Origin of the sequence: Paenibacillus sp. FSL R7-0312 (assembly GCF_038004445.1) — a bacterium.
Lineage (GTDB): Bacteria > Bacillota > Bacilli > Paenibacillales > Paenibacillaceae > Paenibacillus_AQ.
The window spans coordinates 2562796-2580118 of the sequence record NZ_JBBORE010000001.1; the positions used below are offsets into that span (position 1 = coordinate 2562796).

Below are 17323 nucleotides of genomic sequence, written 5' to 3' on the forward strand. Positions count from 1 at the left end.
CCTATTGCTCTCTTTCCGTATATTTATAGCCTATACCCCAAATGGTTTTAATGAAGTTATGTTCAGGCCCCAGCTTCTTACGGATATTCTTGATATGAACCGTTACGGTATTGATTTCTCCGTACTCGTCTCCCCAGACCTTCTCATAGATCTGCTCACGGCTGAGTACCTGATTGGGATGACGCATAAGGATAGACAGAATTTGAAATTCTTTCGTGGATAAGTCGAGCTTCCGGCTATGCAGGAAGGCTTCAAACGTTTTATCGTTCAAAATAAGCGGAGCATCCGCCTTTTCTTTCCCGGGACTAAGCTCATCCCACTCTTTATGCAGCCTGTCCACTTTCCGGAAATGGGCCTTTATCCTGGAGGCCAGCTCCTGAATACTGAAAGGTTTGGTCATGTAATCGTCTGCTCCTATTTCGAGACCGACAATTTTATCAATGTCCTGATCACGCGCACTTAAAAAAAGGATGGGAACATTATAGGATGTCCGGATATTTCTGCAAACATCAAGTCCATTCATATCAGGCATCACTATATCCAGAACGATGAAGTCAATGTGATTATCATCCACTGCAGATAAGGCTTCTTCCCCGGAACGGGCTGTGATTACTGCAAATTGCTCGTACCTTAAACTTTTGGTGATGAGTTTTACGATTTCTTCATCATCGTCTACTACTAATATCGTTTTTGACATTTGACTACCTCCCAGACACAACCAGACCTGATATAAATAATAATTCGTTAATCTGGTTGATGCAATCTTCCACAGGAACGCCGATGAGCGTCCATTCAAGTGTACACGTTAATCTTTACACAAAAAAGAAGGCATCCCAGAAGCCATTTACGGCTTTGGGACAGCCTCTTTTTGCTGTTCTCTAGTCTGGGAATAGTATAGTTAGAGCGGCATACCTGCAACTTCGTTAATCTTGACTGCCTCTTCGGGATCAGCTGCAATCAGCTTGTCATACACTGCCTGATCCTGGGCACTCTGTGTTCTCTGCTGTACAGCGAGATACCAGCGGGCCGTTTCCCGGTTGACGGCATCGTTATAATCCTCATTCAGCCCTTGCTGCAGTGTGGCTGCGGCGGCTTGCCATTGTTTCGATAAATATTGGATCTTACCGGCGTTCAGCAGCATAACTGAAGTAATCATCGATCCCCGTCCCTGCTGATCTTCAGCCGGAAGGGTGCTGAACCATTCTTCATCCGCAGCCGCATGGGCATAAGCATCCAGTCCGGTTTTGAAATACCGCTCCTTATTAACCGTCTCCTGATCCCCCAGATCCGTCTGGCCCAGTGCATAAGCATCCAGTGCCCGCTTCAGAGCTGCGGCTCCTAACTCCTGGGAACGGCTGATCACTCCGTTGTACCAATCCGTAGTCCAGAGTGTACTGGTATCCGTCAAATCTTCGTAACCATTGATGAAGCCTTGCTTCACCGTTGCCTCAGCAGCTTCCCCGTCTCCGGACAGGGATTGGATTCGGCCTGCATTCAGGGCAATCGTTGAGGTAACGAAGAATTCACGGCCCTGAAGCTGCTCGGGTGGAAGAGTCTTCAAATGCTCAATGCCGTCCGTTACATGCTTGTAGGAAGCCAGGGCGCTATTGAAGTACTTCTGTTTCCCTGCCTCATCTTGCTTGGCATATGCCTGCAGCCCAAGGAGGGAGGCACGGCTGATCAGATGATCATACCAGTTAATATCCCACATGAACTTGTCTGCATTATCCTGATAGACCTGTAGAGACTCTTCACTCTGGCCCTTCAGGTCATAGTATTTCGCCAGCTGGGACAGCAGGTCTTTGTTATAGGGCTCACCTTCAAGTGCGCGGGTTAACACCGTATAGGATTCGTCCAGAAATTGTTCATTCTGCGTTTGTGTAAATACCTGCTGATCCAGCATGGACAGATATGCCGCCGATTCGGGATGATTCGGGCGGGTTTTGAGTGCTTTTACCAGAGGGGCTTTGATCTCATCATAAGATTGGCTGACGTTGACCAGCTTCTTGGCTGCATAGGCTTCAGAGCTGGAACTGATATACCCCAGAGACAGGAACAGCAGATACCCGGTGCCGATTCCCAGCAGCCCGAAATACCCGGCTCTGATCCAGAGCTTGTTCCACTTGAGACGGAGCGGTCTGCTCTCCATGACAACGGTCATCCCTCCCAGAGCGAGGAAGACCAGAATCCCCATGAACGCATAGCTCATATTGAAATCAAGCAGGCTGTGAACAAGAATCGACAACGCGATGATGAGATAGAAAAACCCGTTGTTATAATCGTCTTTGTCGCGCTTCAGGTATCCCCTGATATATTTATAGAAAATGAACAGGATGAAGCCCATGAACACGATAAAGCCGAGGATGCCCACTTCAATCAGGTACTGCAGGAAAAAGTTGTGGACCTGGCGGCTCAGGTAAGGGTTGTTCTGGTAATGCTCATAGAGTGATGCCCAGCCCCCGCCTCCGGTGCCAAGTACCGGATAATCTTTGACCACCTTCATGGCATCTATATAAAATGTGAAACGTTCGAGCACACTGTGCTGCTTGAAGTTGATATTCTCCAGCCGGGTACTGATATTCGCCGGCAGAATATTGCGCGCGCTGGTCCCGATGAACAGGAAGGCGAGAATCAACACACCGGCGACAGACACCACAGGAATCCATGCTCCGCTCCAGCGGCGTGATTCTATGCTGCCGAGCTTGCGGCCCAGCCAAGGTGCTAAGTAATGCTGGACAACCCAGCAGAGCGTGGCAGTAGAAGCGGACGCCCCCAGCAGATAACTCCAGCCATGCAGGGCTGCCGTGGAAGTGAAGGAGGTATTCAGCTCCAGGCCCAGTCCGGTCACCGGATTCGTGATCAGCAGAGACAATACGCCGGCAATGGCAAGATTGATAATCCAGAGTATCTGCTGCACAGGCTTCAGGAAAAGCAGCAGGATAATGAGTACCACAGGCAGCAGGACCAGACCGCCGCGGGACAAGGTAAGCAGCAGGGAGACGATGAAGGGAACCAGCATAAATCCGTGCATCAGCTGTCCGTACCATTTCCGGGAGCGGATCAGCGCGAATAAAGCGACGAACAGAAAAGCCATCAGGAACGCTGCATATGTATTGGCATACTGGAAAATGGAAGTCAGGCGAAGCCCGTTCGAATCGGTCATCACCGCTTCAGTGTACTTGCCGTTGACCACAGTATCCGAGAACCAGCCTACAAGACTGCCGGCAAGCTTCCAGCTTCCGAGCCAGTTCAATAGACCGAAACCGACGATCACATAAGCGATTGCGAGAGTACCCAGCTGAATAACATTATTGAGCTGCCTCTGGCGGAGCAGATACACACTGGTAATGAAGACCGCCACATAAGTGAATTGGGTGAACAGCATGTTCATCGCCATATAATGTGAAGCGGCCCCCCACAGGGACAAGGCGTAAGTTAACGGGAGCAGAATTGCGGCTAAGGTAAGCAGATCGCGCTGCCCATCCAGCCTGAAGGTCTTGAAGTACAGGACAGCACAGACCAGCAGGAGCAGACCGCTCAGCAAGGCAGCCATATAAATGGGCTTCTCAAATTCCACTCTCATTCCGTTGAACAATCCAACCTGGAAGGGGGTCCAGCCCAGGAACAGGATGAAGGCAATGCAGAGCGCCCATGCGGGTCCGGAATTCTTTTCGGTCATTTTGGAAGGAGCCGCTTGTTTGCCGTATACAGGTTTCGACACGTTAAATTCTCCTTTTTTCGAATATCCACGCTACTAATCTTAACATAGATCCATTTAAGGTATATTGTGTAAAATGATGATAATGTGAAATTATGGATGAAAATTTAAAAAGCCAGAATGGGATAAGCAGGGTTGGAGCCGCGAGGCATATTCATAGCGGGTCTGGGGATGGATTTAGTATTTGGAGAGCAGCCGGGTGTTAAGGGCAGGATAAGATTCAGCTAATGAAGCTGTCCATCGGCACAGGCCAACCCTTCACGGTTTAATAGAATATAGTATCTCAGGCAAATCTATGAAGCATGTATACTTGAGATTCCGCTCAAAGGCAGCAATGATAAAAGGCAGTCTGCACTACGGATGTCTTTTGCCATAGCTGCCGGGAGCTTTGGTTCAGGCCGGAAGTATGAATTTGAAATTAATCATGAACACGATCAGGGCAGCGGCCCCCAGGGAAAAGGCAATACAGCCGGCGCCCAGAACTCTGCGGCGGTCTTTGATGAATTTGAAGCCCAGCGCGAAGACGAGTATTGTGGTTCCTGCCAGTACAACAGACATGCCAATCATCGCAAACCAATATAGGATTTCAAAAAACTGTGCCATTAGGAAACCCTCCCCTCCAGGCTATAATACAACGAATTTTAAGAATATTCCAGCTCTGGAATAAACGGAACACCGGGACATACGGCCCTTGGGGCTATATGCCCTTTTTTGCTGTGAACTCCATTACCACGGACAATCATACAGGAGGGTGCGGTCTTTTGTGAGTAATCTATAGGGTAGGCTGGGAATTCGAAAGGAGAGGGCGAAAAAATGGCGGGGAGAGAACTGGCAAGCAAGTTGCTGAAGACCGCGGCGTTGCTTAGCGATTCACGGGTTGCCGGTTACATTCCGAGAACCCGGGAATATAGTGCTGCCGGATTGTTGGCGATGCTGGGAAGATACGGGAATGTTGTAATTAAGCCGGTTGTCGGTGGCGGAGGCTACGGGGTGATCAAGGTGTTCCGGGATCACCGGGGTTATGGCTTCACTTATATGCATAATACACGTATATATCGTGATTTCGCTTCGATGAGGTACGCGCTGGACCGGTTCAAGGTAAAGCGGAGATATTTGATCCAGCAAGGCATTTCACTTGCCCGGATTTCGGGGCGTCCGATTGATTACCGGGTCAAAGTGGTGAAGAACGGCGATCATTGGGAATTCCGCTCCATGGTAGGCAGGGTAGCCCGGCCGGGATTGTTCGTAACTAACCTCTGTAAAGGGGGAACAATGCTCAGCTGCCGCCATGGACTGAGAAGGTCGCTCCCCGGAATCCGGACCTCTGCGAAGAAAGCGGAGATGCGCCGGCTGACTTTAGTCTGCATTGAACTGCTGGAACGGCATTTCCCTGGTATCGGCGAGCTTGGTTTCGATTATGCTGTAGATCATCGGGGAAAAATATGGATTCTGGAAGTAAATACAAGACCAAAATAACCAAAAATTAATTAAGGAAATTTTAATAATTGACGATAAATATAGTAATGAGATAATATTGCGTTTAGTCATGTCAAATCCGAGGTAATATGAACATAAAAATCCCAGCCAATTATGAACATTCTAAAAATTATTTTTAAGGATAAGCGGGAGCTCTTCCCCTGTGCATAACTATTATCCCCATAGTCCACCGTGCAGCACCTGACATTGCAACCCTTACTAACATATTATGCACAGGATCTCCACAGTAGCTTGTGGATAATGAGAACGCTTGTTCGAATAATGATAGTTTGCTATGATAGATTCAGATCCAAATAAAGGAAAGGTAGGTGAACGTTATGGTTGAATTGTCGGATGAGATGCTGCTGGACTCTTATCATAGAGCGATAGAGCTGCAATTGGAGCATGATTTCATCGCTCTGTTACTCGCTGAAATTCGCAAACGGAACTTACACTCTCCAGTTCATGCGGTTCTTCACTAAAGATCAGAGCAAACTTTTACAGCACCCAGAATTAATCAAACCGCAAGTAACACAGAATAGGGTATCTTTTCAAGTTGAGGTGGAATCAACCTGAAAGGATACCCTTTTATTGTAGGTTTTAGGTTATACGCAATTCTAGAGTTTGAGATTACTGCTGTGTCCCGGGGACAGCTTCGCTTCCGGATCAATATATACCTTGGCGTTATTCACAGCAGTCGGCGCTTCTCCGAATCCAACAGCAATCAGCTTCAGCTTGCCTGGATAGGTAGTGATATCGCCTGCGGCAAAGATACCCGGAATGCAGGTCTCCATGCGTGAGTCTACCACAATGGAGTTGCCGTCAATCTCAATTCCCCATTCCGCAATCGGTCCCAGTGAGGAGACAAAGCCGAAATTGACAATTACACTGTCTACTTCGATTTCCTGAGTTTCTTTGGTCTTAATATGGGACAAGGTTACCTTGGTTATAAACTCATCACCGTGCAGCTCAGTGATCTCAGATGGCGTAATTACATTAACCTTGGAGGCCATCAGATTCTCTACACTGTGTTCATGTGCGCGGAATTTATCCCGGCGGTGAATCAGGGTTACCTGCTCCGCGATAGGCTCAAGCATAAGCGCCCAGTCCACGGCAGAATCGCCGCCGCCGCTGATCAGCACCTTCTTGCCTTTATATGCATTCAGATCGCTTACAAAATAATTCAGGTTGGCTTTCTCGAAACGCTGCGCATCAGGCACTTCTAGGCGCCGCGGCTCGAATGCCCCTACACCTGCTGTGATAATAATAGCTTTGCTGTGATATTCAGCTTTATCGGTGGTGACGACGAAGTGGCGCTCGTCCTGCTTCACAACAGATACTACCTTCTCCTCCAGACGGATATCAGACTGGAAGAGCTCCATTTGCCGTGAAAGGTTATCCACCAGCTCCTGTCCGGTGATCTTAGGAAAACCGGCCACGTCGTAAATATATTTTTCGGGATAAAGAGCAGCAAGCTGCCCCCCCAATTGGGGCATACTTTCAATAAGTGTTACCGAAGCCTGGCGCATACCGCCGTAAAAAGCGGCAAACATACCGGCTGGTCCCCCGCCTATGATGATCAGATCGCTCATAGGAACGGATTGCTCTAGTGTCACGTAATATTACACCTCCGAGTTGATAGTTTCAAATTGCCATACTAGCGTACCTACTCATTATAAACATTGTAGGACCCTGCTGCAAAGGCTTTGATTTCGCTGAAAAATGTGACATTTTGTTGTATGATTGTATTTGATTAAAACGATACTAAGGTTTACAATGGATATGGTTATTTTAGAAATCCTTTAAGTTTTATTGGAAATTCTTCTGAATTTAAGTGTATAAATTCACAAAAGAAACCTGATTTTTTTTACAAAAAATAACACATAGACAGATTCACCTGTTGGAAGGAGCCGGAACATGAGCAGTATTCCCAAAATCGTTATCCTAGGCGCGGGATATGGAGGTATTTTGACCGCCCAGCGGCTGCAGAAAGCTTTGAACTATAATGAAGCGGATGTAACTCTGGTCAACCGCCATGAATATCATTATTTCACGACCCATCTGCATATGCCAGCAGCAGGAACGGACAGCGTCGAGCATACACGCGTATCCATCTCCAAGCTTATCGATGAATTCAAAATCGATCTTGTTAAATCTTCCGTACAGGAGATCCGCACCCAGCAGAAGAAGGTTATTCTGGAAGATGGAACCCTCTCGTATGATTATCTCGTAATCGCACTTGGCGGCGAGCCTGAAACCTTCGGAATTCCGGGACTCGACAAATATGCGCTGACTATCCGCAGCATTAACTCCGTGCGGCTGATCCGTGAACATACCCAGTATCAATTTGCCAAATACAAGAATGAGAATAATGCACAGGAGCATATTAACTTTGTTGTGGGCGGCGCGGGCTTCAGCGGCATTGAGTTTGTGGCCGAACTGGCAGACCGGATTCCGGCGCTGTGCAAAGAATATGATGTCGATCCAAGCATGGTTAACATCTACAATATTGAGGCTGCCCCTACTGCGCTGCCGGGGTTCGCTCCGGAGCTTGTCGAGCATGCGATGACAGTGCTTACGAAGAAGGGGGTAACCTTCAAGTTCGGCGTGGCGATCAAGGAATGCCTGCCTGGCGGTGTTATTCTTGCAACCGGTGAAGAAATCAAGGCTTCCACTATCGTGTGGACCGGTGGTATCCGCGGCAACCGTCTGATTGAAGCTGCCGGCTTCGAAGCCATGCGCGGGCGTGTGAAGGTAGACGAATACCTGCGTGCTCCAGGACATGAGAATATCTTCATCATTGGTGACGGTTCCCTCATGATTAATCCGGAAGGACGTCCTTACCCTCCAACGGCACAGATTGCTATGCAGCAGGGAGAATGCTGTGCGCATAATCTTGTAGCGGCCATCCGCAGCCAGCAGCCGAAGAAGTTTACATTCAGCAACAAAGGCACCGTAGCCTCGCTGGGCAAAGGTCAGGGGATTGCAGTAGTGGGCGACAAGACCTATAAGGGCTGGACAGCGGCGCAGCTGAAGAAGGTTGTAGACATGCGCTACCTGCTCATTATCGGCGGCATTCCGCTGGTACTCAAAAAAGGAAGATTCCTCTAAGATGCGCCATTGCAGCGTACAAGTTCGCGGACTGCTCACGCGTGAGGAGCTGGACCGGTATAATGCTCTGATTGAGGTGGGTTCCTATCTTGAGGATCAGACACGGTATGATCTGGCTTACAACATCCAGAAGGAAATCGACATTCTCATTCTCCCGGCGATAGAGCGTCTGAAGGATAAAGGCCGCGCACGTGACCGGGCGACGGCTGAATATCTGGAGAGTCTGCGGGATGATGACGATGAGGACGATGAGGACGGTAAAGAACCTTCGGCATAAGTGATTTTAATAATTTGTAAACACGACAAACAGACCGCATACCTCTGCGAAGGGGCGGTCTATTTGCGTTTATTGGACAGCAGCGCTGCCATAAGCGAACCAAAAGTTAATAGGGCGGCCACTTGGAAAGACCAAATAAAAATAAGGCTTCCATCGAGGAAACCTTACCTTTACATAATTGTGGCTATTTCCCGCTTTTAGAGCTTCAGCATCTCTTCGAATGATTCCTCAGTCAGCAGATTGCCGACATAGAAGGGACCGAACTCGCCGTAGCGGGCACTCACTTCATCAAAGCGCATCTCATAGACCAGCTTCTTGAACTGCAGGGCATCTTCAGCGAACAGGGTCACGCCCCACTCCCAGTCATCGAATCCGACGGAGCCGGAGATGATCTGCTTCACCTTGCCGGCATATCCGCGGCCGATCAGGCCATGCGAATGCATCAGCTCACGGCGTTTGTCCATGTCGAGCATGTACCAGTTGTCCGCAAGCTCGCGTTTCTTATTCATCGGATAGAAGCAGATATGCTTCGCTTGCGGCAGAATAGGCTTCAGCCGGGTGGCAACATGCGGATTCAGCATCGGATCGCTGCCGTCTCCCGCAGTTCCTCCTGCGGCGTAGTTGCTGAGTTCAACAATACTTACATATGAATAGGCTTTGGTAGTATATTGGGCAAAGGCGATTTTGTTATAAGCAGTCTCAAGTGCATTCAATGCTTCCAGGCTTTCCCGCAGAAACATCATCACGAAATCAGCTTTCTGGCCAACGATGGAATACACGGTGGAGCTGCCTTCCTTGGCTTCTTCCACGGCCCCCCACTCCTGCATGAAAGCATGCAGCTCCTCCAGGGCAACAGCGCGTTCTTCATCATCGGCTGCCGTCCAGGCAGTCCAATTGAGAGAGCGGAAGTCATGCAGGGCATACCAGCCTTCCAGTGTCAAAGCGGCTTCGTTCATGTTCTCACTCCTTTAAAGTTTGCATACGTTTAATATGTATAAACATATTTTCGAAAAGAAACGTGCACCGTTCTTATGAAGACGCTGCAGCCGTTTCCATTTGCTATTTGCATTGTATCGCATGCGAACGGCCAAGAGCAAACTCTGCAGCCGCCGTTTGCGCTGATCACAAACCACTGGACGATAATGTTCATTGCTTCGCTACATTTTTTCTAGTAAACTTACTATTATATAAGGTTTGGTGTGCGGTTCTTTATAGAGAGAGGGGATGGCGGTACGATGGGATTTATTCCAGTGTTTGTTCTGGCCGTTTTGTTCTTTGTCATGATGTTTGGCATTGGCTTTATCCTTAACATGTTAATGAAGACTACGTGGTTTCCCGCATACCTGTTCATAATCGTTATTCTTCCCGTAGTGGTCTACTCCATCTGGGACCGGAGCTCCATGTCGTTATGGGAGCATCTCTCAACCTTTCATGTAGTCGACTATCTGACCGGTATAGCCGGCCTTGCCGGTGCTGTGCTGAGCGGCTGGACCATTCAGAAGCTGCGGCTGGGCGGATACAAAATGTTCTGAGGAAAGTGCAGAGCAGGCAAGACAACAAACGGCTGATCTCCTTCAAAACTAAGGGGAAGCCGTTTTTTTCTTATCTTTTCCGCTAGAATCAGCAACTGTTACCAAGCTGTCGATAATAGGGGGAAAAGCAGCTTTTTTGGGCCTTTTTTTACATTTCCGGCCGGGTGTTTTGTGATAGAATAGAAATCTATATGATTTCGTATAGAAGAGGGGGAGGTTTCCGCAGATGCGTATGAGCAACCTGCATCATTTCACCGAACATCATCGGTACTGCGTTTCCCGCGAATTCGGTCTAAGCCATGTGGATGGACGAATGCTCGGTTCGGTCTATCAGCCGATGGTCGGCGCTTTTGCCATCAGCCTGTACAGACTGCTGTTCGAGCATATACCGGCTGAATCCATCGGCTACTCCGGTGTGGAGCAGCAGCGCAGGCTCTTTATGACTCTGGGCGTAGAGCCTAATGAGAAGGGCCGCAAATATTTAGTTGACCAGGCTTCACGGCTGGAAGCGGTGGGGCTGCTGCAGACCTGCCGGATTTATGCCGCGGAGAACGATGACTATATGTATGAGTACGAATTAATGCCGCCGTTGTCGCCGTCGGAATTTTTTGCGACCCAGCATTTAACGCTGCTGCTAAGGGATAAAATCGGCAAATTTGCTGTATTGTCGCTGCGCGAGCAGTTCTGGAACCGGGAACCGGAAGAATGGAGCCGGCGGTCGATCGGTAAAGAGAATATTTCGCTGCCCTTTTATGATATTTTCGAGCTGAATACCCACGTAATTGATTACGAACTGGAGCAGGCGCTGGCCGAGGTAGCTACCGTGCGTCAGCCGGGAACAGTTGACGGCGGCGAGCCGAGTATCGGCTACAGCGACATCATTCTGCGGTTCCCGCGTGAGTCGCTCAACCGTGCGCATGTGGAGAAGCTGCGTTTCGATCATAACCAGATGGGTGTTATTAATTATGTGGCCCGCAAGTACGAGCTTGGCCCGCAGGATCTATGCCGCCTGCTGGACGAGGATGATGTCTTCACGCCGGATGGCGAGGTGATTCTGGATACACTGCAGTACAAGGCCAGCCAGCATTTCCGTCAGGATATGAAGCGCCAGGAGAAACGTGAGATCGCCGCTGCCAAGGTGGTATCGCTGCGCTCTGCTGCCGCTGATGAGAGTGATCCTTCCGGTGCGCCGGTGGAGCAGTCTGTCGAAATGGAGTTCTATGTAGAAGTGCCTCCGCAATTTATGTCCAAATGCGACATTCACCAATATAATATGATGCTGCGTAACGAACCTTATACACGTCTGCTGCAGACGTTTTTCCCCGGGGCTGTTCCTGGCCAGCTGATGGATATCTTCGAGAAGATCGATTTGAACTACAAGCTCAATGGTGAAGTTATCAATGTACTGATTCATTATTTGATGACAATGGTGGCCTCCGGCGGCGACCAGCGGATGAACCGCAATTTCGTGGAGGCCATTGCCTCCAACATGCTGGTTAAGCAGGTGAATACTTATGAGAAGGCTGTGCATTATATCCGCGACCAGTCCAAGGTGAAGGGCAAGGGGGCGGCTTCCGGCTCTGCCGGCACGGCTGCGGCGGGGACACGCCAGCGTTCATATACGAAGAACACCGGACGTTCCGGCAAGCCGGAGATCCCGATTGTGCTGGATGACGGCAGTGCCGGGACCGTATCGGATGAGGAATTCGCGGCGATGATGAAGAAAGCGGCCGAGATTAAGGCAAGTAAGAAAAAGGGCGTCCTGAGAACGCCCTAAAGAAAGAGAGGTGCGGCGATGGAGTCTATGGGCGAAGTGCTGCGTTCGATGAACAATTCCGCTCTGCGCCAGCGCTCCCGTGATCTGGAGCAGGGACTGTTTAATAATCCCCTGGTCAAGCAGCTTCAGGCTGATCATCCCGAGCTGGATGAGTCACGGCTGCGGCTGCACTTAAGCCGGCTCTACCAGTATGTCGAGGAGGACCGCCACTGCAAGAACTGTCCGGGCCTTGAGAACTGTCCGAATGATTTCCAGGGACATTACAGCAAGCTCACGGTGGAGACTGTTAACGGAATACCGGATTTGTATGAGCGCAAGACACCCTGCAAGCTGAAGATCGCGCAGGATAATCAGGATAACATCCGCAAGCGGATCCGCAGCTTCTATGTGGATGAGCGGGTGCTGAACGGCGGATATGACGAGATGGACATTATGGGCAAGGACCCCCGGCGGGCCAGTGCCGTGAATAAAATATTTGATTATATTGCGACTGTGCGGGCAGAGGGCCTGACTTCCCGGGGAATCTACCTGCAGGGGAGCTTCGGGACAGGCAAGACCTTCCTGATGTGCTATCTGCTCCATGAGCTAGCGATTGCCGGCCACAGCGGCGTGATTGTGTACATGCCGGACTTTATTGAAGAATTGAAGCTAATCATGATGGATAACCAGAAGCTTAAGGAAATGGTAGATACGATGAAAAACTGCGATCTGCTCATTTTTGACGATATTGGTGCCGAGAACCTGAATCCCTGGGCCCGTGATCATGTGCTGGGAGCGATTCTTAACTACCGGATGAACCGCAAGCCAACCTTCTATACCTCGAATTATCCGCTCGACGGTCTGGAGAAGCATCTCAGCATCACCAGCAAGGACGGCGAAGAGGTCTACAAGGGCCAGCGGCTGATGGACCGGATCGCCCCGTTTGTGGATGTCATTCCACTCCATGGGGACAATCAGCGGGGTACGGTAAGATAAATTCCGCTGCTTGATATATATTACTGGACGGATCATTTATAATCCCGCCGCTTACGGGCTGCGGAGGTTATGAGTGGTCTGTCTTTTGTTGCTTAAGAGGCCTAAATGTTGTAAGGAATGCAACTTGGAAGCATAAGAAACGGGGTGTTTGTGGGGAATGTTGTACAAAATACAGCAATTGTCGTGCTTAACTGCTCGGTGGGGGGAAATGCTGCTTTTCATACAACAATTCCCGATTTGGACCGCTTTAGCGAAGGAAATGTTGTATTTGGTGCAGGATTTTGCGTTACTCAACGATTCAAATCCGTGCCGCTCGCCGGCACACAAACAGCGGGAACCCCGGACATTGAAGTCCCTGGCCCCGCCGCTGTTTGGTATGAGTTCTCTGTATGCATCTAGCTTTTTGCGTAAACTTCGGTGTTGCTCTGCTGCCTGCAGCTTTATTCGGACATAATAAACTTGATGATAACCATCCCGAAGAAAACTACGGTCATAAATCCTGTCATTCCAAAAAAACCGGCCATTAGGTCGCCAAGGTCGTTACGGGGCTCTTCGTTGACATGCTCCCGCGGGTCACGGACTTGCGCGTTGACATCCATCGCTTCTTCCTCCTTGCTGTTGCATGACTGTGTGAGTTGAGTTACAGTTATACATGTGAGAGAAGTCATTGACAATTAATGCGCTTTCTTCAAGTATACGAAGTTGCCGGGAAGATGTAAAGATAAGATCGGCGCCTAGCCTTGTATGAGATGCAAAGAGGTGATTCGATGATAAGTATTAGACCTATGGAACCGCAGGAATACGATTTTCTAATGGATATGCATTATGAGTCAATCAATATAGTCCAAGGAAAGCCCTCCAGGAGTGAGCTGCTGAGTTCACCGGATATCGTGAAGTACAACGAGAATTGGGGAAAAGAAGGTGATAGGGCACTAATCGCTCTGATTGACAATCAGCCCGCAGGTGCAGCCTGGTACAGACTGTTTGAAGAGACGAACCAAGGCTATGGATTCGTGGATGCTGAAACCCCGGAATTAGGTGTCGCTATACGGCCCGGCTATAGAAAGCGGGGCTTGGGAATCAGACTTATGGAGGCCATCATCCAGCAAGCCGTATCCGATGGATACCCATCGGTTTCTCTTAGTGTAGATCCGGAGAATCAGGCGGCCGTCCGCTTATATGACAAGCTTGGATTCGAATATTTCGGGATATCCGGAACCTCCCGGACAATGAAGTTAAACCTTAGGCTAAATTGATTTTATACAATATAATTTTATAAAATATATAACAAATGCATTGCAATTATGTTATACTGTTAATGTGTCGGTAATAGGTAATCTGGTTATCATATTACATGCAGCATTTTATTTCGCTATATTCTCGGAGTAATTTTCGCGGACTTGGCTCAGGCTATAGAAGCGGATCTTATTTCGTACAACTTAAGCGCATGCTTCCGAAGTAGCTTTGCACGATCCTGTTTCAGGAAGCGGATGCTCACAAAACTTTTGAGGAGGAACAATATCATGGCTATCGTGAACGTGTCTGACCAATCCTTCGGTAATGAAGTAGAAGGTCAAGGTACTGTAGTAGTTGACTTCTGGGCACCTTGGTGCGGCCCTTGCAAAATGCTTGCCCCTATTCTGGAGGAATTGTCCACCGAGCTGGGAGACAGCGTAAAAATCGCCAAATTGAATGTGGATGAGAATCCGGAAACGGCTTCCCGCTTTGGAGTAATGAGTATTCCTACTCTGATCTTCTTCAAAGACGGTCAACCCGTGGACAAAGTCGTAGGACTGAACTCCAAGGATTCCCTTAAGAATATTGTAGCTAAGCATCAATAATTGATTATAATCTGCGGTATCCGGAGCCTCGCGGCTCCTTCAGACAAAGCGCCTTCGGTTTCTCCGAAGGCGCTTTGTCTGTCAAATAGAAACGGGTGTTCTATAGTAAGGCTTGAATCTGTAGTACATTCTATTCTAAACTTACCTTATAACAGTGTAGTAACAGGTGGGGGAGAACTCATGGATTATATGGATAATATCCGCAACAAACTGGCGCTGCTGCCTGATCTGCCCGGCTGCTATCTGATGAAGAATGATGAGGGTACGATTATTTATGTGGGCAAGGCCAAGGTGCTGAAGAACCGCGTGCGCTCTTATTTCACCGGCAGCCACAACGGCAAGACGCAGCGGCTTGTCGCCAATATTGTTGATTTCGAATATATCGTCACATCGAGCAATATGGAAGCACTCATTCTGGAGTGCAATCTGATCAAGAAGCATATGCCGCGTTACAACGTGCTGCTGAAGGATGATAAGACTTTTCCGTATTTGAAAATAACGAATGAAGCGCATCCGCGCCTTGAGGTCACGCGGCGGGTGCTGAAGGATAAAGCTAAATATTTCGGCCCGTATCCGAATAGCTATGCGGCCCAGCAGACCAAGAAGCTGCTGGACCGGATGTATCCGCTGCGCAAGTGCGGGGTGATGCCGAAGGAAGTCTGCCTGTATTATCACATGGGCCAGTGTCTGGCTCCCTGCGAGAAGGAAGTGCCGAAGTCGGCTTACGAGGAGATTACGCAGAGTATCTCGTCCTTCCTGAACGGGGGGCATGATGCGGTGAAGAAGGATCTGCAGAAGAAGATGCAGGAGGCCGCAGAAGAGCTGTATTTCGAGCGGGCCAAGGAGCTGCGGGACCAGATTATTCACATCGATGCCCTGATGGAGAAGCAGAAGATCAACACGGTTGATACCAAGGACCGGGACGTCTTCGGCTATGCAGTCGATAAGGGCTGGATGTGTGTGCAAATCCTGTATATGCGGCAGGGTAAAATGATTCAGCGCCACTCGTCGGCTTTTCCGTTCTACGGGGAAGCGTACAGTGATTTCATGTCCTATGTGACGCAGTATTACAGCGATAATCCAGCATTGCCGCAGGAGATCCTGCTGCCGGATATGCTGAGTGACGGAGCTGTCAAAGCGCTCACGCCAGAGACCGGTACAGGTGCTGCGGTAACGGGCTTGCAGACTGCTGCAGGCATGCTGGGCAGTAAGGAGATGCAGGCAGCGCTGGAAGCGGAGGATAGGGCGGAGGTTGCAGCGGAGCCGCAGTATCCGGCGGAACAGGAGACGGCTGCTGAAGGAACTGTGGATGCGGCCGGAGGGGCGGCAGCCCTGCAGGAATGGCTGGGCATCAAGGTACTTGTGCCGCAGCGCGGGCTCAAGAAGCAGATGGTCGGCATGGCCTGCCAGAATAGCCGGGTGGCGCTGGATGAGAAGTTCCGCCTGATTGAGCGGGATGAGGAGCGCACCTCCGGTGCGGCGAGCAGTCTGGGGCAGAGTCTGGGACTTGCTTCGCTGAACCGGATTGAAGCTTTCGATAACTCGAATATCCAAGGAACGAATCCGGTCTCGGCGATGGTTGTGTTCATTGACGGCAAGCCGGCCCGCAAAGAGTACCGTAAATATAAGGTCCGCACTGTGCAGGGGCCGGATGATTATGAGACGATGCGTGAGGTCATCCGCCGCCGGTATGAACGGGTGCTTAAGGAGAATCTGCCGCAGCCTGACCTGATCGTGGTCGATGGAGGCAAAGGCCAGATCTCCTCGGCCATCGATATTCTGCAGAATGAGCTGGGTCTGTTCATTCCGGTCTGCGGTATCGTCAAGGATGATAAGCACAGAACGGCGCAGCTGCTAGTCGGGGATTCCGCCGAACCGGTGTCGCTGGCCCGGGACAGCCAGGAGTTCTATCTCCTGCAGCGGATTCAGGATGAGGTTCACCGGTTCGCAATTACGTTCCACCGCGAACAGCGCGGCAAATCGATGGTCACCTCGAAGCTGGATTCGGTTCCGGGAATCGGGGAGAAGCGCCGGAAGTCGCTGCTGAAGCATTTCGGCTCGCTGAAGAAGATCAAGGAAGCTTCCGTGGAAGATTTCCGTGTTCTGTCTATTGGCGAGAAGCTGGCCCGGCAGATTCTGGATGCGCTCAAGGATGAGGAACCGTCATTATAAATAAGCTCAAACGGTAACGAAACATAGGCCGGCCCCATGGGGGCCGGTTTTTTGGTTGGTTGGGGACTGATAGTATCATCGGAAATCCCACTGATTCCCCCTGAAGACGGGCCAAAGGAGGGGGAGTGTAGGCGAAAAACCGAATACAATGAGCTACTGTGAGGGGTATCAGGCCAAATGTAGGCGAAAAACCGAATACAATAAGCTAGTGTGAGGGTCATCAGGCCAAATGTAGGCGAAAAACCGAATACAATGAGCTACTGTGGGGGGTATCAGGCCAGATGTATGTGGAGAATCGAACACAATGAGTAACTGTGGGTGATTTTGTACATAGATGATGAAGGTTCCGGGATATCTTTGCTGCGAAAATAAGTTAATCCTTACTTTCTGCATAAAATCGTTGATTTGTATAATTGCAACCGGTTTCGGTAAAAGGTACGCTTA

Annotated in this window: 16 protein-coding genes; 10 read left to right on the forward strand and 6 right to left on the reverse strand. The window is 49.7% G+C overall.

Features of this window, described 5'->3' with window-relative positions; all coding sequences use genetic code 11:
• Position 1: 1 nt before the first annotated feature.
• The 3 genes from MKX70_RS11335 to MKX70_RS11345 form a co-directional block, all read right to left on the reverse strand.
• Positions 2 to 697, reverse strand: coding sequence for a response regulator transcription factor (locus MKX70_RS11335; protein WP_042239397.1), 696 nt, complete (start codon positions 695 to 697; stop codon positions 2 to 4).
• Positions 698 to 898: 201 nt separating this feature from the next.
• Positions 899 to 3721, reverse strand: coding sequence for an O-antigen ligase family protein (locus MKX70_RS11340; RefSeq protein ID WP_340840035.1), 2823 nt, complete (start codon positions 3719 to 3721; stop codon positions 899 to 901).
• Positions 3722 to 4111: 390 nt separating this feature from the next.
• Positions 4112 to 4321 carry a hypothetical protein gene (locus MKX70_RS11345; protein ID WP_042239391.1) on the reverse strand — a complete coding sequence of 70 codons (210 nt, stop codon included), beginning with the start codon at positions 4319 to 4321 and terminating at the stop codon, positions 4112 to 4114.
• A 210-nt stretch (positions 4322 to 4531) separates the two neighbouring features.
• On the opposite strand from MKX70_RS11345, the gene MKX70_RS11350 reads away from it, so the two are divergent.
• Both MKX70_RS11350 and MKX70_RS11355 read left to right on the forward strand, forming a co-directional pair.
• Positions 4532 to 5194, forward strand: a complete 663-nt coding sequence (locus MKX70_RS11350) for a YheC/YheD family protein (RefSeq protein WP_042239388.1) — start codon at positions 4532 to 4534, stop codon at positions 5192 to 5194.
• Positions 5195 to 5532: 338 nt separating this feature from the next.
• Positions 5533 to 5676 carry a sporulation histidine kinase inhibitor Sda gene (locus MKX70_RS11355; RefSeq protein WP_042217282.1) on the forward strand — a complete coding sequence of 48 codons (144 nt, stop codon included), beginning with the start codon at positions 5533 to 5535 and terminating at the stop codon, positions 5674 to 5676.
• Between the two features lie 135 nt (positions 5677 to 5811).
• Here the strand turns inward: MKX70_RS11355 and MKX70_RS11360 are convergent, their stop codons facing one another.
• Complete coding sequence (locus tag MKX70_RS11360; RefSeq protein WP_340790124.1) at positions 5812 to 6786, reverse strand: NAD(P)/FAD-dependent oxidoreductase; 975 nt, start codon at positions 6784 to 6786, stop codon at positions 5812 to 5814.
• A gap of 325 nt (positions 6787 to 7111) precedes the next feature.
• Between MKX70_RS11360 and MKX70_RS11365 the strand changes: the two genes are divergently transcribed.
• Positions 7112 to 8305: an NAD(P)/FAD-dependent oxidoreductase gene (locus MKX70_RS11365; RefSeq protein ID WP_042239383.1), complete on the forward strand. Its 1194-nt coding sequence runs from the start codon at positions 7112 to 7114 to the stop codon at positions 8303 to 8305.
• Position 8306: 1 nt separating this feature from the next.
• Positions 8307 to 8582 carry a hypothetical protein gene (locus tag MKX70_RS11370; protein WP_042239380.1) on the forward strand — a complete coding sequence of 92 codons (276 nt, stop codon included), beginning with the start codon at positions 8307 to 8309 and terminating at the stop codon, positions 8580 to 8582.
• A gap of 197 nt (positions 8583 to 8779) precedes the next feature.
• On the opposite strand, the gene hemQ is transcribed toward MKX70_RS11370, so the two are convergent.
• Entirely contained in the window at positions 8780 to 9538 is a 759-nt protein-coding gene (gene hemQ / locus MKX70_RS11375) for a hydrogen peroxide-dependent heme synthase (protein ID WP_340840036.1), read from the reverse strand.
• A 279-nt stretch (positions 9539 to 9817) separates the two neighbouring features.
• Between hemQ and MKX70_RS11380 the strand changes: the two genes are divergently transcribed.
• From MKX70_RS11380 to dnaI, 3 genes are all read left to right on the forward strand, one after another.
• On the forward strand, positions 9818 to 10114 hold the full coding sequence (locus MKX70_RS11380) for a YuiB family protein (RefSeq protein ID WP_042239374.1): 297 nt from the start codon (positions 9818 to 9820) through the stop codon (positions 10112 to 10114).
• Positions 10115 to 10340: 226 nt separating this feature from the next.
• A complete protein-coding gene (locus MKX70_RS11385; protein ID WP_042239373.1) occupies positions 10341 to 11891 on the forward strand; it encodes a helicase DnaB in 1551 nt (516 codons plus the stop codon).
• Positions 11892 to 11909: 18 nt separating this feature from the next.
• Positions 11910 to 12866 carry a primosomal protein DnaI gene (dnaI, locus tag MKX70_RS11390; protein ID WP_340782747.1) on the forward strand — a complete coding sequence of 319 codons (957 nt, stop codon included), beginning with the start codon at positions 11910 to 11912 and terminating at the stop codon, positions 12864 to 12866.
• A gap of 440 nt (positions 12867 to 13306) precedes the next feature.
• Here the strand turns inward: dnaI and MKX70_RS11395 are convergent, their stop codons facing one another.
• Positions 13307 to 13465: a YqzM family protein gene (locus tag MKX70_RS11395; RefSeq protein ID WP_144026185.1), complete on the reverse strand. Its 159-nt coding sequence runs from the start codon at positions 13463 to 13465 to the stop codon at positions 13307 to 13309.
• Between the two features lie 168 nt (positions 13466 to 13633).
• Here MKX70_RS11395 and MKX70_RS11400 point away from each other — a divergent pair, with 168 nt between their 5' ends.
• The 3 genes from MKX70_RS11400 to uvrC all read left to right on the forward strand — a co-directional run bounded on the left by MKX70_RS11400 (position 13634) and on the right by uvrC (position 16879).
• Positions 13634 to 14122: a GNAT family N-acetyltransferase gene (locus MKX70_RS11400; RefSeq protein ID WP_042239368.1), complete on the forward strand. Its 489-nt coding sequence runs from the start codon at positions 13634 to 13636 to the stop codon at positions 14120 to 14122.
• Between the two features lie 267 nt (positions 14123 to 14389).
• Positions 14390 to 14707, forward strand: a complete 318-nt coding sequence (gene trxA, locus MKX70_RS11405) for a thioredoxin (protein ID WP_042239365.1) — start codon at positions 14390 to 14392, stop codon at positions 14705 to 14707.
• 180 nt (positions 14708 to 14887) lie between these two features.
• The gene (gene uvrC / locus MKX70_RS11410) at positions 14888 to 16879 is read left to right on the forward strand and encodes an excinuclease ABC subunit UvrC (RefSeq protein ID WP_042239361.1); all 1992 of its coding nucleotides are present in this window, start codon (positions 14888 to 14890) and stop codon (positions 16877 to 16879) included.
• The last annotated feature ends 444 nt before the right edge of the window (positions 16880 to 17323 follow it).

Excerpts from the sequence above, each read along its gene's own strand:
- uvrC (WP_042239361.1), top strand. The coding sequence starts at position 14,888 with ATGGATTATATGGATAATATCCGCAACAAACTGGCGCTGCTGCCTGAT.
- MKX70_RS11395 (WP_144026185.1), bottom strand. The coding sequence starts at position 13,465 with ATGGATGTCAACGCGCAAGTCCGTGACCCGCGGGAGCATGTCAACGAA.
- MKX70_RS11400 (WP_042239368.1), top strand. The coding sequence starts at position 13,634 with ATGATAAGTATTAGACCTATGGAACCGCAGGAATACGATTTTCTAATG.
- MKX70_RS11350 (WP_042239388.1), top strand. The coding sequence starts at position 4,532 with ATGGCGGGGAGAGAACTGGCAAGCAAGTTGCTGAAGACCGCGGCGTTG.
- MKX70_RS11335 (WP_042239397.1), bottom strand. The coding sequence starts at position 697 with ATGTCAAAAACGATATTAGTAGTAGACGATGATGAAGAAATCGTAAAA.
- hemQ (WP_340840036.1), bottom strand. The coding sequence starts at position 9,538 with ATGAACGAAGCCGCTTTGACACTGGAAGGCTGGTATGCCCTGCATGAC.
- dnaI (WP_340782747.1), top strand. The coding sequence starts at position 11,910 with ATGGAGTCTATGGGCGAAGTGCTGCGTTCGATGAACAATTCCGCTCTG.
- trxA (WP_042239365.1), top strand. The coding sequence starts at position 14,390 with ATGGCTATCGTGAACGTGTCTGACCAATCCTTCGGTAATGAAGTAGAA.
- MKX70_RS11380 (WP_042239374.1), top strand. The coding sequence starts at position 9,818 with ATGGGATTTATTCCAGTGTTTGTTCTGGCCGTTTTGTTCTTTGTCATG.
- MKX70_RS11345 (WP_042239391.1), bottom strand. The coding sequence starts at position 4,321 with ATGGCACAGTTTTTTGAAATCCTATATTGGTTTGCGATGATTGGCATG.
- MKX70_RS11365 (WP_042239383.1), top strand. The coding sequence starts at position 7,112 with ATGAGCAGTATTCCCAAAATCGTTATCCTAGGCGCGGGATATGGAGGT.
- MKX70_RS11385 (WP_042239373.1), top strand. The coding sequence starts at position 10,341 with ATGCGTATGAGCAACCTGCATCATTTCACCGAACATCATCGGTACTGC.
- MKX70_RS11370 (WP_042239380.1), top strand. The coding sequence starts at position 8,307 with ATGCGCCATTGCAGCGTACAAGTTCGCGGACTGCTCACGCGTGAGGAG.
- MKX70_RS11360 (WP_340790124.1), bottom strand. The coding sequence starts at position 6,786 with ATGAGCGATCTGATCATCATAGGCGGGGGACCAGCCGGTATGTTTGCC.
- MKX70_RS11355 (WP_042217282.1), top strand. The coding sequence starts at position 5,533 with ATGGTTGAATTGTCGGATGAGATGCTGCTGGACTCTTATCATAGAGCG.